This window comes from Kitasatospora sp. NPDC001683, assembly GCF_053596495.1.
This window is the reverse complement of sequence record NZ_JBSFGK010000087.1, coordinates 18,881-34,387: the sequence shown is the minus strand read 5'-3', so window position 1 is coordinate 34,387 and position 15,507 is coordinate 18,881. Positions and strand designations below refer to the sequence as shown.

The following is a 15,507-nucleotide window of genomic DNA, read 5'->3' as shown; positions in this document are numbered from 1 at the left end:
CTGTGGACGTGGGTCTGTCGTTGGCGGGGCGCTCGCGGTTCCGGCACCGGGCGGTGCTGGTGGACGGCGCCGAGGTGGCGCGCGGGGTGGCGGGGGAGCGGTCGACGGCGTTCCTGTTCTCGGGGCAGGGGTCGCAGCGGCTGGGGATGGGGCGGGAGTTGTACGCCCGGTTCCCGGTGTTCGCGGCGGCGTTCGACGCGGTGTGCGGGGAGTTCGACCGGGGCTTGCGGGATGTGGTGTGGGGTTCGGACGCCGAGCTGCTGAACCGGACCGCGAATGCGCAGGCGGGGCTGTTCGCGGTCGAGGTGGCCCTGTTCCGGTTGCTGGAATCGCTGGGCGTGGAGCCGGAGTTCGTGGCCGGTCACTCGATCGGTGAGATCGCGGCGGCGCACGTGGCGGGGGTGTTCTCGCTGGAGGACGCCTGCAAGCTGGTCGGCGCTCGTGGCCGGCTGATGGAGGCGCTGCCGCCGGGCGGTGTGATGCTGGCGGTGCAGGCGACGGAGGGTGAAGTCCTCCAGCTGCTGGGCGAGTTCGTGTCGATCGCCGCCGTGAACGGGCCGACCTCGGTGGTCGTCTCGGGCAGCGAGGAGGCGGTCTCGCGGATCGAGGCGCATTTCGCGGACCGCAGGACCATGCGACTGCGGGTCTCGCACGCGTTCCACTCGCCGTTGATGGATCCGATGCTGGCGGACTTCCGAGCCGTCCTCGACGGTCTGTCCTACCGCGCGCCTTCGATCCCGCTGGTCTCCAACCTCACCGGCGCCCTGGGCGGCGACTTCGCGTCTCCGGACTACTGGGTGCGCCACGTCCGCGAGGCCGTCCGGTTCGCCGACGGCCTGCGCGCCCTGCGCGAGGCCGGTGCCACCGCCTTCGTCGAGCTCGGCCCGGAGGGCGTCCTCGCCGCCCTCGTCCAGCAGGACGGCCAGGGCTCCGACGCCCCCGCGCTCCCGCTGCTGCGCCGCGACCGGCCCGAGGAACACGCCCTCGTCACCGCCCTCGCCCGCCTGCACGTCACCGGCGTCCCCGTCGACTGGTCCCGGCTCTTCGACGGCACCGGCGCGAACCGGGTCGACCTGCCCACCTACCCCTTCCAGCACGAGCGCTACTGGCCGCGCCCCTCCCGCCGCGTGGGCGACGTGACCGGTGCCGGCCTGTCGCCGGCCGAGCACCCGCTGCTGGGCGCGACCGTCGCGCTCGCGAACGCCGAGGGCACCCTGCTGACCGGTCGCCTGTCGCTCAAGGCACAGCCGTGGCTGGGCGACCACCGGGTGGGCGGCGTGGCCGTCTTCCCGCCGACCGGGTTCCTGGAACTGGCCGTCCGCGCCGGTGACCAGGTGGCCTGCGACCGCGTCGAGCGGCTGACGCTCGCCGAACCGCTCGTTCTGCCCGAGGACGGCGCGGTCGTGGTCCAGATCCAGGTGGACGCCCCGGCGGCCTCCGGGTCCCGGCAGGTGCGGATCTTCTCGCGCCCGGACGCGGACATCGACGCCGCGTGGACCGAGCACGCCTCGGGTGAACTGGTCCGCGGCCAGTGCGCGGCCGGGTTCGACGCCTCCGTCTGGCCGCCGAAGGGGGCGGTCGTCGCCGAGCTGACGGGGATCCGGGAGGAGGCGGATCTCGGTCCGGCCTTCGACGGGCTGCGCTCGGTCTGGCGGCGCGGTGGGGAGACCTTCGTCGAGGCGGTCCTGCCGGGCGACGCGGCCGACGAAGCCGCGGGATTCGGCGTGCACCCGGCACTGCTGGCGGCCGTGGTGCGGGCGGACGGCCGGGGACTGGTGCCCACGGCCTGGTCCGGGGTGTCGCTGCACGCCTCGGGCGCCTCCGTGGTGCGGGCGCGGCTCGTGCGCACGGGCGGACAGACCCTCGCGCTCGCCGTCGTGGACGCCGCCGGGGACCCGGTGCTGTCGGCCGAGGCCCTGACGCTGGCCGAGCCGGCCGCCGTGGCGCGGGGGGCGGCCACCGCGGGTTCGCTGCTGCGGCTGGAGTGGGTGCCCGCGCCGTCGCGTGCGGGTGAGCACGTGCCGACGGTGACGCTGGGCGCGGAGGTCGCGGAGCTGTCCGAGCTCGGCGACGACGTGCCGGGCGCCGTGGTGGTCCCGGTGTCGGGCGGTTCGACGCCCGAGGACGTCCACGACGTGACGGCGTGGGCGCTGGGCCTGGTGCAGGAATGGCTGGCCGAGCCGCGCTTCGCAGATGCGCGCCTGGTGTTCGTCACCCGGGGCGCGGTGGCCGGTGGCGAGGTCGCGGACCTGGCCGGCGGCGCGCTCTGGGGCCTGGTGCGGGCGGCCGAGTCCGAGAACCCGGGCCGGTTCGTGCTCGTGGACACGGACGGCGAGCTCCCGCTGGACGCCGTGCTGGCGGCGGGTGAGCCGCAGGTCGTGGTGCGCGCCGGCGTCGTCCGGGTGGGCCGGCTGGCCCGGGTGGCCCCGGGCGAGTCCTCGGTGGGTTGGGGCGGGGGCACCGTGGTGATCACGGGTGGCACCGGTGGCCTGGGCCGTCTCGTCGCCCGGCATCTCGTCACCCGGCACGGTGTGCGCGAGCTGCTGTTGCTGAGCCGCCGCGGAGGCGCGGCCGAGCTGGTGGGCGAGCTGGCGGAGCTGGGGGCACGCGCCGAGGCGGTGGCCTGTGACACGGCCGATCGGCAGGCGCTCGCCCAGGCGCTGGAGGGCCGGACGGTCACCGGGGTCGTGCACGCGGCCGGTGTGCTGGACGACGGCATCGTCACCGCACTCACCCCGGAGCGCATGTCTGCCGTCCTCCGGCCCAAGGTGGACGCGGCGTGGAACCTGCACGAGCTGACCAAGGACCAGGACCTCAGGGCCTTCGTCCTCTTCTCCTCCATCTCCGGTGTGATGGGCAGCGCCGGCCAGGGCAACTACGCCGCGGCCAACGTCTACCTGGACTCCCTCGCACACTGGCGCCGCCACCAGGGCCTGGCTGCCCAGTCCCTGGGCTGGGGCGCCTGGCTGCCGACCGCCGGTATGACCGGCACGCTCTCCGAGGCCGACCTGCACCGCATCCACGCCTCCGGTGTCCCGCCCCTCAGCGAGGAGGACGGTCTGGCGCTGCTCGACGCCGCCATGGCCGTCGACGAGCCCTACCTGGTCGCGACCGGCCGCATGGCCGCCGGCGCCCGCCCCCGCGGCGAGGTGCCGACGATGTTCCGCGCCCTACTGCCCGGCGGGCGCCGCACGGCGTCCACCACCGGCACCGGTGCCGCCACCCTGACGGCCCTCGCCGCCCGCCTCTACGAGCTGCGCGAGGCCGATCGCCCGCGCCACGTCGTCGACCTCGTCCGCGCCGAGGCCGCGACCGTCCTCGGCCACGCCTCGCCCCAGGCCGTCCCCGCCGACCGCGACTTCCACGACCTCGGCATCGACTCCCTCACCGCGCTCGAACTGCGCAACCGCCTGACCGCCGTCACCGGCCTGCGCCTCCCGGCGACCCTGGTCTTCGACCACCCGACCCCCGCCGCCATCGCCGACCTCGTCCTCGCCGAGGTGCTCGGGCAGCACGCCGAGCCGGTGGCCCCGGCCGCGGCGGCCGCCGCCACCGCCGACGACCCGATCGCGATCGTCGGCATGGCCTGCCGCCTGCCCGGCGGAATCGGCACCCCGGAGGAGCTGTGGGCGCTGGTAGCCGAAGGCCGCGAGGGCATCTCCGACTTCCCGACCGACCGCGGCTGGGACCTCGACACCCTGCTCGGCGGCGGCCCCGGCGACCGCGGGCGCAGCGCCACCGCCAAGGGCGGCTTCCTGCACGGGGTGGCCGACTTCGACGCGGCGTTCTTCGGCATCTCGCCGCGCGAGGCCCTCGCGATGGACCCGCAGCAGCGGCTCCTGCTGGAGACCTCCTGGGAGGCCGTCGAGCGTGCGGGCATCGACCCGACGGCGCTGCGCGGCAGCCGGACCGGGGTCTTCGTCGGCACCGGTGGCCAGGACTACCTGACGCTCGTCATGAACGCGCAGGAGGACATCGAGGGCCACGCGAGCACCGGCCTCGCCGCGAGCGTGGTCTCCGGCCGGATCTCCTACACCTTCGGCCTGGAGGGCCCGGCAGTCACCGTCGACACCGCGTGCTCCTCCTCGCTCGTGGCGATGCACCTGGCCTCGCAGTCGCTGCGCATCGGCGAGTGCACGCTGGCCCTGGCCGGCGGCGTCACCGTGATGTCGTCCTCGCTCGGCTTCCCCGGCTTCACCCGGCAGGGCGGTCTGGCCCCGGACGGGCGCTGCAAGGCATTCGCGGACGGCGCCGACGGCACCGGCTGGTCGGAGGGCGCGGGCGTGCTGCTGCTGGAGCGGCTGAGCGACGCCCGCCGCAACGGACACCCGGTGCTCGCGGTCGTGCGCGGCTCCGCCGTCAACCAGGACGGCGCCTCCAACGGACTGACGGCGCCCAACGGGCCCTCCCAGCAGCGCGTCATCCGCCAGGCCCTGGTCAACGCGCGCCTCGAGGCGGCGGAGGTCGACTTCGTCGAGGGCCACGGCACGGGCACCACGCTCGGCGACCCGATCGAGGCCCAGGCTCTCCTCGCCACCTACGGGCAGGAGCGCGAACGGCCGCTGCTGCTCGGCTCGCTGAAGTCCAACATCGGCCACACCCAGGCCGCCGCCGGCGCGGCCGGCGTGATCAAGACCGTGCTCGCGATGCAGCACGGCGTGCTGCCCCGCACGCTGCACGTGGACGCGCCGTCCTCGCACGTCGACTGGTCGGCCGGTGACATCCGGCTGCTCACGCGGGCGGAGGAGTGGCCGGACACCGGGCGTCCGCGCCGCGCGGGCGTGTCGGCCTTCGGCATCAGCGGCACCAACGCGCACGTGATCGTCGAGCAGGCCCCGTCGGCCGAGGCCACCGCGCCGGAGCCGTCGGTGGCGCCGGGCGTCGTGCCGTGGGTGCTCGCGGGCAAGTCCGAGGCGGCGCTGGACGCGCAGCTCGCGCGGCTGGACGGCCTGGACGCCCCGCCCGTGGACGTCGGCCTCTCGCTGGCCGCCGGGCGGTCGCGCTTCGCGCACCGGGCGGTGCTGCTGGACGGCGCCGAGGTGGCTCGCGGCGTCGCCGACGGCGAGCGCAGGACGGCGCTGCTGTTCTCCGGGCAGGGCGCCCAACGCCTCGACATGGGGCAGGAGTTGCACGGGCGCTTCGCCGTGTTCGCCGAGGCCTTCGACACGGTCTGCGGGCAGTTCGACCCACCCGTCCGGGAGGTCGTGTGGGGTGACGACGAGGAGCTGGTCAACCGGACGGAGTACGCCCAGGCCGGGCTGTTCGCCGTCGAGGTCGCGTTGTACCGCCTCGTCGAATCGCTGGGCGTGCGGGCGGAGTTCGTCGCGGGCCACTCGATCGGCGAGATCGCGGCGGCGCACGTGGCCGGGGTGTTCTCGCTGGAGGACGCGTGCAAGCTGGTCGGCGCCCGTGGCCGGCTGATGCAGGCGCTGCCGTCCGGTGGTGCGATGCTCGCCGTGCAGGCGACGGAGGACGAAGTCCTGCCGCTGCTGGGCGAGTCCGTGTCGATCGCCGCCGTCAACGGCCCGACGTCCGTCGTGGTGTCGGGCACCGAGGAGGCCGTCTCGCGGATCGAGGCGCACTTCGCCGACCGCCGGACCACTCGGCTGAAGGTCTCGCACGCCTTCCACTCGCCGCTGATGGACCCGATGCTGGAGGACTTCCGCGAGGTCCTCAACGGGCTGACGTACAGCGCGCCTTCGGTCCCGCTGGTCTCCAACCTGACGGGCTCCCTGGGCGGGGACGTCACCACCCCCGACTACTGGGTGCGCCACGTCCGCGAGGCCGTCCGCTTCGCCGACGGGATCCGCGCACTGCACGCGGCCGGTGCCACCGACTTCCTGGAGCTCGGCCCCGACGCGGCCCTGTCCCCGGCCGTCCGCCAGACCCTCGCGGACGCGACGGACGTCGTCGTCGAGTCGGCCGGCCGCCGCGGCCGCCCCGAGGAGAGCGCGCTGCTGACCGCGCTCGCCCGCCTCCACGTCGTCGGCACGCCCGTCGACTGGGCGCGCCTGTTCGACGGCACCGGCGCCCGCCGCGCCGACCTGCCGACCTACGCCTTCCAGCGCGAGCGCTACTGGCCGCAGACGCACGCCCCGGCGGGCGGACGCCCCGGCGCCGCCGGGCCGGACGACCCGCTGGACGCCCGCTTCTGGGCCGCCGTCGAGGGCGAGGACCTGGACGCGCTCGCCGCCGACCTCGCCGTGGACGGCGACGCGCTCGGCGCGGTCCTCCCGGCGCTTTCCGCCTGGCGGCGCCACCACCGCGACCAGTCGCTGCTGGACGCGCTGCGCTTCCACGAGTCCTGGCGCGCGCTCCCGGGCGGCTCGACGGCCCGGCCCTCCGGCCCGTGGCTGGTCGTGGCGCCTGCGGCTGACAGCGCCGAGGACGGCGACGATGCGTGGACGGAGGCGGCCTGCGAGGCCGTCGGACCGGACGCGCTGTGCCTGTCCGTGCCCGTGGCTGAACGTGCCGAACTCGCCGCGCTGCTGCGCGGGCTGCCCTCGGCAGGGCGACGGTTCACCGGCGTCCTGTCCCTCCTTGCGCTCGGCCGGGGCACTGACCCGGCCGCCGTGACCCTCGGCCTCCTCCAGGCGCTGCGCGACGCGGACGTCACCGCGCCGCTGTGGTGCCTGACGCGCGGCGCGGTCGCCGTGGCCCCCACCGAGGCGCCGGCCGCGCCCGAGCAGGCCGCCGCGTGGGGCCTCGGCCGGGTCGCCGCGCTGGAGCACCCCCAGCAGTGGGGCGGCCTCGTCGACCTGCCCGAGACGCCCGACGGGTCCGCGGTGCGCCGCCTGGCCGCCGTCCTGGCCGGCGCGGACGGCGAGGACCAGATCGCGATCCGCACCGCCGCCGTCCACGCCCGCCGTCTGGTCCCGGCCCCGGCCGGGGCACCGGACGCGGGCTGGGCGCCGGGGGCGACCCCGGGCACCGTGCTGATCACCGGCGGCACCGGCGGCCGGGGTGCGGCCGTGGCCCGTCAGCTCGCCGCCGCGGGCGCGAGCCACCTGCTGCTGGCGAGCCGCCGGGGCCCCGACGCCCCCGGCGCCGCCGACCTCGCCGAGGAGCTGCGCGGTCTGGGCGCCGTCGTGACGATCGCCTCCTGCGACGTCGCCGACCGGGCCGCCCTCGCCGCCCTGGTGGCCGCGGTCCCCGCCGACGCCCCGCTCACCGCCGTCGTCCACGCGGCGGGCACGGTCGACGACGGCGTCCTCGACGACCTGACGCCCGAGCGCCTCGCCGCCGTCCACCGGGTCCGCGCCCGAGCCGCCCACCACCTGGACGAGCTGACCCGCGGCCTCGACCTGACGGCCTTCGTGCTCTGCTCCTCCGTCGCGGGCGTCGTCGGGACCCCCGGCCGCGCCACCCTCGCCGCCCCGGCCGCCGTCCTGGACGCGCTCGCCCGGCGCCGCCGCGCCGAGGGCCTGCCCGCCACCTCCATCGCCTGGGGCGCCTGGATCGGTGCCGAATACTCGGCTCCGGCCGAGGACGACGGACGCACCCGGCGCGCCGCCGTCCCCGCCCTGCACCCCGAGCTCGCCCTGGCCGCGCTGCGCCAGGCAGTCACCCGTCCGGCGCCCGCGCTGGTGCTGCTCGACCTGACGCAGCCGCAGGTCCTGGAGAGCCTGGTCGGCCTGCGCGGCAACCCGCTGCTGCGCGACCTCCCGGCCGCCCGGCCCGCCCTGGAGGCCGCCGCCGCGGCCCGCCGGGACTACGCGACCACCGCCTCCGAGCTCACCGGCCACCTGCGCGCCCTCACCCCGGCCGAGCGCACCGCGCTGCTCACCGACCTGGTCCGCACCCACGTCGCCGCCGTGCTCGGCTACGCCGACCGCTCGGCCGTTGCCCCGGACCGCAAGTTCCGCGACCTCGGCTTCGACTCGCTGACCGCCGTCGAGCTGCCCGCCCGCCTCAGCGCGGCCACCGGCCGCAAGCTCCCCGCCACCTCCGTCTACGACTACCCGACTGCCCAGGCCCTCGCCGAGCACCTCCTGGCCGAACTCCTCGACACCCCCGCCGGCCCGCTGCCGCCCGCCGTCCGGGTCGCGGCCGACGACACCGACCCGATCGCGATCGTCGGCATGGCCTGCCGCCTGCCCGGCGGCGTCACCTCGCCCGACGAGCTGTGGCGCCTGGTCTCCGAGGGCGGCGACGGCATCGCCGGCTTCCCCGGGGACCGCGGCTGGGACCTGCGGACCCTCCTCGCCGGCGACCGCGACGGCCGCGGCCGCAGCGCCACGCTGGAAGGCGGCTTCATCGACGCCGTCGCCGACTTCGACGCCTCCTTCTTCGGCATCTCGCCGCGCGAGGCCCTCGCGATGGACCCCCAGCAGCGCCTCCTCCTGGAAACCTCCTGGGAGGCGCTGGAGCGCGCCGGCGTCGACCCGCAGAAGCTCGGCGGCAGCCGCACCGGCGTCTTCGTCGGCACCAACGGCCTCGACTACGCGACGCTCATGATGAACTCGCGCGAGGACATCGGCGGCCACGCCGGCACCGGCCTCGCGTCGAGCGTCCTGTCCGGCCGCATCTCCTACACCCTCGGCCTGGAGGGCCCGGCCGTCACCGTCGACACCGCGTGCTCCTCGTCCCTGGTCGCCCTGCACTGGGCCGCCCAGGCGCTGCGGGGCGGCGAGTGCGGACTCGCCCTCGCGGGCGGCGTGACGGTGATGACCACCCCGGTGAGCTACGCCGGCTTCACCGTCCAGAACGGCCTCGCCGCCGACGGCCGCTGCAAGGCCTACTCGGACGCCGCCGACGGCACCAACTGGTCCGAGGGCGTCGGAATGGTCGTCCTGGAGCGGCTGTCAGACGCGCGGCGCAACGGCCACGAGGTGCTCGCGATCGTGCGCGGCAGCGCCGTCAACCAGGACGGCGCCTCGAACGGCCTCACCGCGCCCAACGGCCCGTCCCAGCAGCGCGTCATCCGCCAGGCCCTAGCGAGCGCCGGACTGGCGCCCGCCGACGTCGACGCCGTCGAGGGCCACGGCACCGGCACCGCCCTCGGTGACCCGATCGAGGCCCAGGCGCTCCTCGCCACGTACGGCCGCCACCGCGAACGGCCGCTGCTGCTCGGCTCGCTGAAGTCCAACATCGGCCACACCCAGGCCGCCGCCGGGGTCGCCGGCGTGATCAAGACCGTGCTCGCCATGCGGCACGGTGTGCTGCCGAAGTCCCTGCACATCGACCGGCCGTCCACCGTCGTGGACTGGACGGCGGGCTCGATCGACCTGCTCACCGAGGCCCGGCCGTGGCCCGAGGTCGACCGGCCCTGGCGCGCCGGGGTGTCCTCGTTCGGGATCAGCGGCACCAACGCGCACCTGATCCTGGAACAGGCGCCCGCCGTGACCGAGCGCACCGACGACCAGCGGGTGCTGCCCGCCGTCGTTCCGTGGGTGCTGTCCGGCCGCTCCGAGACCGCGCTGGAGACCCATCTCGCCCGCACCTCCGCCCTCGAACTCTCCCCCCTGGACATCGGGTACTCGCTCGCCGCCGGACGCTCCGCCTTCGAGCACCGGGCCGTGCTGCTCGCCTGCAGCGAGGGACTGACCGAGGTCGCCCGCGGCGTCGCGGCCGACCGCTCGACGGCCTTCCTGTTCACCGGCCAGGGCTCCCAGCGCCTCGGCATGGGCCGGGAGCTGTACGCGCGCTTCCCGGTGTTCGCGGACGCCTTCGACGCGGTGTGCGCGGTGCTCGACGAACACCTGGACCAGCCGCTGCGCGCGGTCGTGTGGGGCGAGGACGCGGACCTGCTGAACCGCACCGCGTACGCCCAGGCCGCGCTGTTCGCGGTCGAGGTGGCGCTCTACCGGCTCGTCGAATCCCTGGGCCTGCGGCCGGACTTCGTCGCCGGCCACTCGATCGGTGAGATCGCGGCGGCGCACGTCGCCGGGGTGTTCCCGCTCGGCGACGCCTGCGCCCTGGTGGCGGCGCGCGGCCGGCTGATGCAGGCGCTGCCGGCGGGTGGCGCGATGCTGGCCGTGCAGGCGACGGAGGAGGAAGTCCTGCCGCTGCTGGGCGAGTCCGTGTCGATCGCCGCCGTCAACGGCCCGACGTCCGTCGTGGTGTCGGGCACCGAGGAGGCCGTCTCGCGGATCGAGGCGCACTTCGCCGACCGGCGGACGACGCGGCTGAAGGTCTCGCACGCGTTCCACTCGCCGCTGATGGACCCGATGCTGGAGGACTTCCGCGCCGTCCTCGACGGTCTGTCCTACCGCGCCCCGTCGATCCCGCTGGTCTCCAACCTGACCGGCTCCCTGGGCGGGGACGTCACCACCCCCGACTACTGGGTGCGCCACGTCCGCGAGGCCGTCCGCTTCGCCGACGGCGTCCGCGCCCTGCGCGACGCCGGTGCGAGCGCCTTCCTCGAACTCGGCCCCGACGGCGTCCTCACCGCCCTCGCCGAACAGAGCCTCGGCGACGACGCGGCCGACTGCGTGCGCGCCGCCGCCCTGCGCAAGGACCGCGCCGACGAGCGCACCCTGCTCACCGCCCTCGCCGCGCTCCACGCCGCCGGCGTCCCGGTCGACTGGACGGCCCTGTTCGACGGCACCGGCGCCCGCCGGGTCGACCTGCCCACCTACGCCTTCGACCACCGCCGCTACTGGCCTCGCCCGGCCGCCCTCTCCGGCGACGTCGCCTCCGTCGGCCTCGTCCCCGCCGACCACCCGCTGCTCGGCGCCGCCGTCCCGCTCGCCGACGACACCGACGGCGCGCTGTTCACCAGCCGGCTCGCCCTGCGCGTCCACCCGTGGCTGCTCGACCACCGGATCGGCGGCCGGCTCGCCTTCCCCGCCGCCGCCTTCGTCGAACTGGCCGTCCGGGCCGGCGACCAGGTCGGCTGCGGCAGGATCGCGGAGCTCACGCTCGGCGACCCGCTGCCGCTCGCCGAGGACGACGAACCCGTCGTGCAGGTGCGCGTCGGCGCCCCCGACGACACCGGCGCCCGCCCGGTGGCCTGCTACGCCCGCCCCGGCGACGCCGCGCCCGACGAGCCGTGGACGCGCTGCGCCACCGGCACCCTCGTGCCCCAGGAGAACGACCTGCCGGACTACGCCCAGGCCGCCTGGCCGCCGGCGGGCGCGCTCGACGTCGACCTGGACGGCTTCTACCGCGAGCCCGGGCGCGGCCCGGCGTTCCGCGGACTGCGCGCCGCGTGGCTGCGCGGCGAGGAGGTGTTCGCCGAGGTCGAACTGGAGGGCGAACCCGCCGACGACGCCCGCTACTTCGGCCTCCACCCGGCCCTGCTCGACGCCGCCCTGCACGCCGCCGTGCTGATCGGCGTCGGCACCGAGGAGCAACTGCCCCAGCCCCAGGCCTGGCAGGGCGTGGCCCTGCACGCCGGGGGAGCGGCCGCCCTGCGGGTGCGGGTGGCCCGCCTCGGCGAGGACACGGTGTCCGTCACCGCCACCGACCCGGCGGGCGGCGCGGTGCTGACGGTCGGCTCGGTCGTCCTGCGCGCCCCGCAGGCCGCCAGCGCCGCCCGCACCGGCCGCGACCCGCTGTTCCGGATCGAGTGGGTCCCCGCCCCGGCCACGCCGCCCGCCGCCACGGCGCCGAGCTGCACCGCCCTCGGCCGGGACGCCTACGGCACGGGCTCCTCGGCCGCGACCCTCGCGGACCTCGGCCGCCAGGTGCCCGACCTCGTCCTGGTCGCCCTGGACGGCCCGGCCGGCGACGTCCCCGAGGCCGTCCACGCGCACACCACGCGCGTGCTCGCGCTCGTCCAGGAGTGGCTGGCCGACGACCGCGCCGCCGCCTCCCGGCTGGTGTTCGTGACCCGGGGCGCCGTCCGGGCCGCCGACGGCGAGACCGTCCGCGACCTGCCCGGCGGCGCCGCCTGGGGGCTGGCCCGCACGGCGAACTCCGAGCACCCCGGCCGCTTCGCCCTCCTCGACGTCGAGCGGACGGAGGACGTGGCCGCCGTGCTGCCGCTGCTGCCCGGCCTGCTGGCCGACGGCGAGGCCCAGTTCGCCGTCCGCGGCGGCGCCCTGCGGGTCGGCCGGCTGGCCCGGCTCACGGACGCGGCGGGGCTGCTGCCCCCGGCCGGCGCGCCGTGGGTCCTGGACGGCCTGCCGGCCGGCGACCTGGCATTCGTGCCCAGCCCGGGGGCGGCCGAGCCGCCCGCGGCCGGGCAGGTGGCCGTGGCGGTGAAGGCCGCCGCGGTGCACGCACACGGCACCGGCGCGGCCGGCGTGGTGACGGCGGTCGGTGACGGTGTGCCGGGGCTGCGCCCGGGCGACGAGGTGTTCGGCATGCTGCCCGCCGGGCCGAAGGCGGTCGTCGATCGGCGCCTGCTGGCCCCGCTGCCCGAGAGCTGGTCCTTCGGGGCCGCCGCCGCACTGGCCGCCGACTACGTCCCCGCCCGCCGGGCCCTCGACGGCTCGACCGGCCGGACCGTCCACGTCCACGCCACCGCGACCGGACCGGCCACCGCCGCCGTCGAGCTGGCCCTGCGGCTGGGCGCCGACGTGTCCGCCACGGCCCCCGACGACCTGCGCGAGGCCCTGCTCGGCCTCGGCCTGCCGCCCGAGCGGCTCACCGGCCGCGCGGCGGCGGACACCGTCCTCGTCCTCGACGACGACGCCTTCGCCCAGCTGCCCGCGCCGGACGCCGACGAGACCGCCGCGGTCCTCGCCGAGCTCGCCGCCCTGGCCGGACGCGGCGAGCTGACCGCGCCGCCGGTCGTCGCGCACGACGTCCGCGCCGCCCGCACCGCGCTCGCCACCCAGGTGGCCGCCACCCGGACCGTCCTCACGATGCCCGCGGAGCGCGACCTCGACGGCACCGTGCTGATCACCGGCGGCACCGGTGCCCTCGGCCGCCGCCTCGCCCGCCGCCTCGCCGTCACCGGCGCCCGTCACCTGCTGCTCACCAGCCGGCGCGGACCGGACGCGCCCGGTGCGGCCGAACTCCTCGCCGACCTGGCGGCGCTCGGCGCCGAGGCCCGCGTCGTCGCCTGCGACACCGCCGACCGCGCCGCCACCGAGGCCCTGCTCGCCGGCATCCCGGCCGAACACCCGCTCACCGCCGTGATCCACACGGCCGGTGTGCTGGACGACGGCATCATCACCGCGCTCACCCCCGAGCGGCTGTCTGCCGTCCTGCGGCCCAAGGTCGACGCCGTCTGGCAGCTCCACGAGCTCACCCGGCACCTCGACCTCGCTGTGTTCGCCGTCTTCTCCTCCATCGCGGGCGCCATGGGAAGCCCCGGCCAGGGCAACTACGCCGCAGCCAACGCCTTCCTGGACACCCTGATCGACCACCGCAGGTCGCTCGGCCTCGTCGGCACCTCGCTCGCCTGGGGCCCGTGGGCCCAGGAGGCGGGCATGACCAGCGAGCTCAGCGAGACCGACATGCGGCGCATGCAGTCCGGCGGCATCCCGCCGCTCTCGGTCGAGCAGGGCCTCGCCCTGTTCGAGGCCGCCCTCGGCTCCGCCGAACCGCTCGTCATCCCGATGGGCCTGGCCGCCGGGGGCATGCGCCCCCAGGGCGACGTGCCGCCGCTGTTCCGCGGACTCGTCCGCGCGGCCCGGCGCACCGCCTCCGGCGGCGGCGCGAGCGGCGCCGCCGCCGACTTCACCCGCCAGCTGCTCGACCTGGGTGAGCGCGACCGCATGCACTACCTGGTCGACACCGTCCGCGCCGAAGCCGCCGCCGTCCTCGGCCACGCCTCCCCGGAGGCCGTCGACGCCGAACGCGACTTCTACGAGCTCGGGTTCGACTCGCTCACCGCCGTCGAGCTGCGCAACCGGATCGCCGCCGTCACCGGCCTGCGGATGCCCGCCACCGTCGTCTTCGACAGCCGCTCGCCCATCGAGCTCGCCACCTGGATCCGCCGCGAACTCGCTGACCAAGCCACCGAGGACGGCACCGGCGGGGCCGTGCTCGGCTCCGGCGCCGAGCCCGAACTCGACTCCCTGGAGCGCCTGTTCACCGACGCCCTGGTCAACGGCAAGGTGCCCGAGGCCCAGCGCATGCTCGCCACCGTCGCGGCCCTGCGCCCTACCTTCGAGGCGACCGCCGAACTGGAGGACCTGCCCTGGGCGACCCGCCTCGCCGAGGGCCCCCGCCCGACCCGGCTGATCTGCGTCAGCGCGCCGACGGCCAACGCGGGCGTGCACCAGTACTCCCGCCTCGCCGCCCACTTCCGCGGCGAGCGCGAGGTGTCGGCGCTCCCGCTGGTCGGCTTCGCCACCGGCGAGCGGCTGCCCGCCACCCCCGAGGTCGCCACCCGGGTGATCGCCGAGAGCGCCCTGCGCGCCAGCGACGGCCACCCGTTCGTCCTCGCCGGCCACTCCTCCGGCGGCTCCTTCGCCTACGCGGCGGCCGGCCTGCTGGAACACACCTGGGGCATCCGCCCGGCCGGCGTCGTCCTCTTCGACACGCTGAGCTTCCAGCACAACGCCGACGAGGGCACCGACTACACCGGGATGATGCGGCTCAACTTCACCGGCGCCGACTCGCCGGTGCGGCTGACCAACTCGCGCCTGTCCGCGATGGGCCGTTGGATGGTCCTGCTCAACCGCCTGGAGGTCCACCACACCACGGCCCCCGTCCTGCTGGTCGGTTGCGACCGCGCCCTGACCGGCGTGGACCTGACCCCCATCGAGCAGCGAGCCCAGGCCGAGCCGCTCGTACCCGGCGCCAGGGTGGTCGGCGTCGATGCCGACCACCTGTCGATGATCCGCGAGGACTCGGCCCTCACCGCCGCGATCGTCGAGGAGTGGCTGCGCGGCCAGGAGTGACACCTTTGAACGGGCGTGCCCGGCACCTACGGCTGCCGGGCACGCCCGTTGTCCTCGCGGGGGTCACTCGCGGCGAGCCGCAGGTGGATCGCGAGGACGCCGAGCGCTTCCTTCTCCGGCGGGTAGATCTCCCGACAAGCGGCGAGCAGTTCGGCCCGGTTCATGCCCTCGCTGCCGATCGCGTCGTTGTCCTCGGCGTCGAGCATCGCCTCGAAGGTCTCGTACTCGACGACCTTGACGACCACGGTTCGGCAGCCGCACCCTCCACGGCTTCCCCGGGGCACGCTTCAGGAGGAGCTCGGGCTCAAGCCCGACCGGATCGGCGACCTGGAGCTGGTCGCGATGGCGGACGCCCGGGTCACCCGGCCCGGGCCGACCGCGCCGCCCCGCAAGATCCACCTCATCTACCGCACCCACGTCACCCCGGAGGTCCGCGCCACCCTGGCGACCCAGGAGTTCGACGAGCTGCCCGACGGCAGCCACGAGGTCGGCAACACCGAGTGGATCGACTACCGCAAGGTCGGTGACCTGCCGCTGTTCCCGCCGATCGGCAAGGTCCTCGCCCAACTGCCCTCGCCGCACGCGCCGGTGCCGGCATTCGCGCTGGAGCCGGTCACCGACCAGAACCACACCTGGATCTGACCGCTCCAACGTGTGGGTCCGGGGCACTGGGGCGTCCCGGGCCCACACGCGCGTCGCGACGCCGGGGAGCCGGACGCTCGTTGAGGGGCCATTCGTTTAGGGAAAACCGGGGCCGTCCGTG

General features: G+C 76.2%; 3 protein-coding genes. 2 read left to right on the top strand and 1 reads right to left on the bottom strand.

Annotated features, from left to right (window positions below; all coding sequences use genetic code 11):
- Window positions 1-14,744: type I polyketide synthase (locus tag ACWCYO_RS32515; RefSeq protein WP_449786227.1), on the top strand; the 14,744-nt coding region annotated here is incomplete at its 5' end.
- Window positions 14,745-14,770: 26 nt separating this feature from the next.
- Here the strand turns inward: ACWCYO_RS32515 and ACWCYO_RS32510 are convergent.
- Complete coding sequence (locus ACWCYO_RS32510) at window positions 14,771-14,989, bottom strand: ASCH domain-containing protein (RefSeq protein ID WP_270149097.1); 219 nt, start codon at window positions 14,987-14,989, stop codon at window positions 14,771-14,773.
- On the opposite strand from ACWCYO_RS32510, the gene ACWCYO_RS32505 reads away from it, so the two are divergent.
- Entirely contained in the window at window positions 14,979-15,386 is a 408-nt protein-coding gene (locus ACWCYO_RS32505; RefSeq protein ID WP_449786226.1) for a hypothetical protein, read from the top strand. The two genes, ACWCYO_RS32510 and ACWCYO_RS32505, sit on opposite strands and share 11 nt — an antisense overlap.
- Window positions 15,387-15,507: the final 121 nt, after the last annotated feature.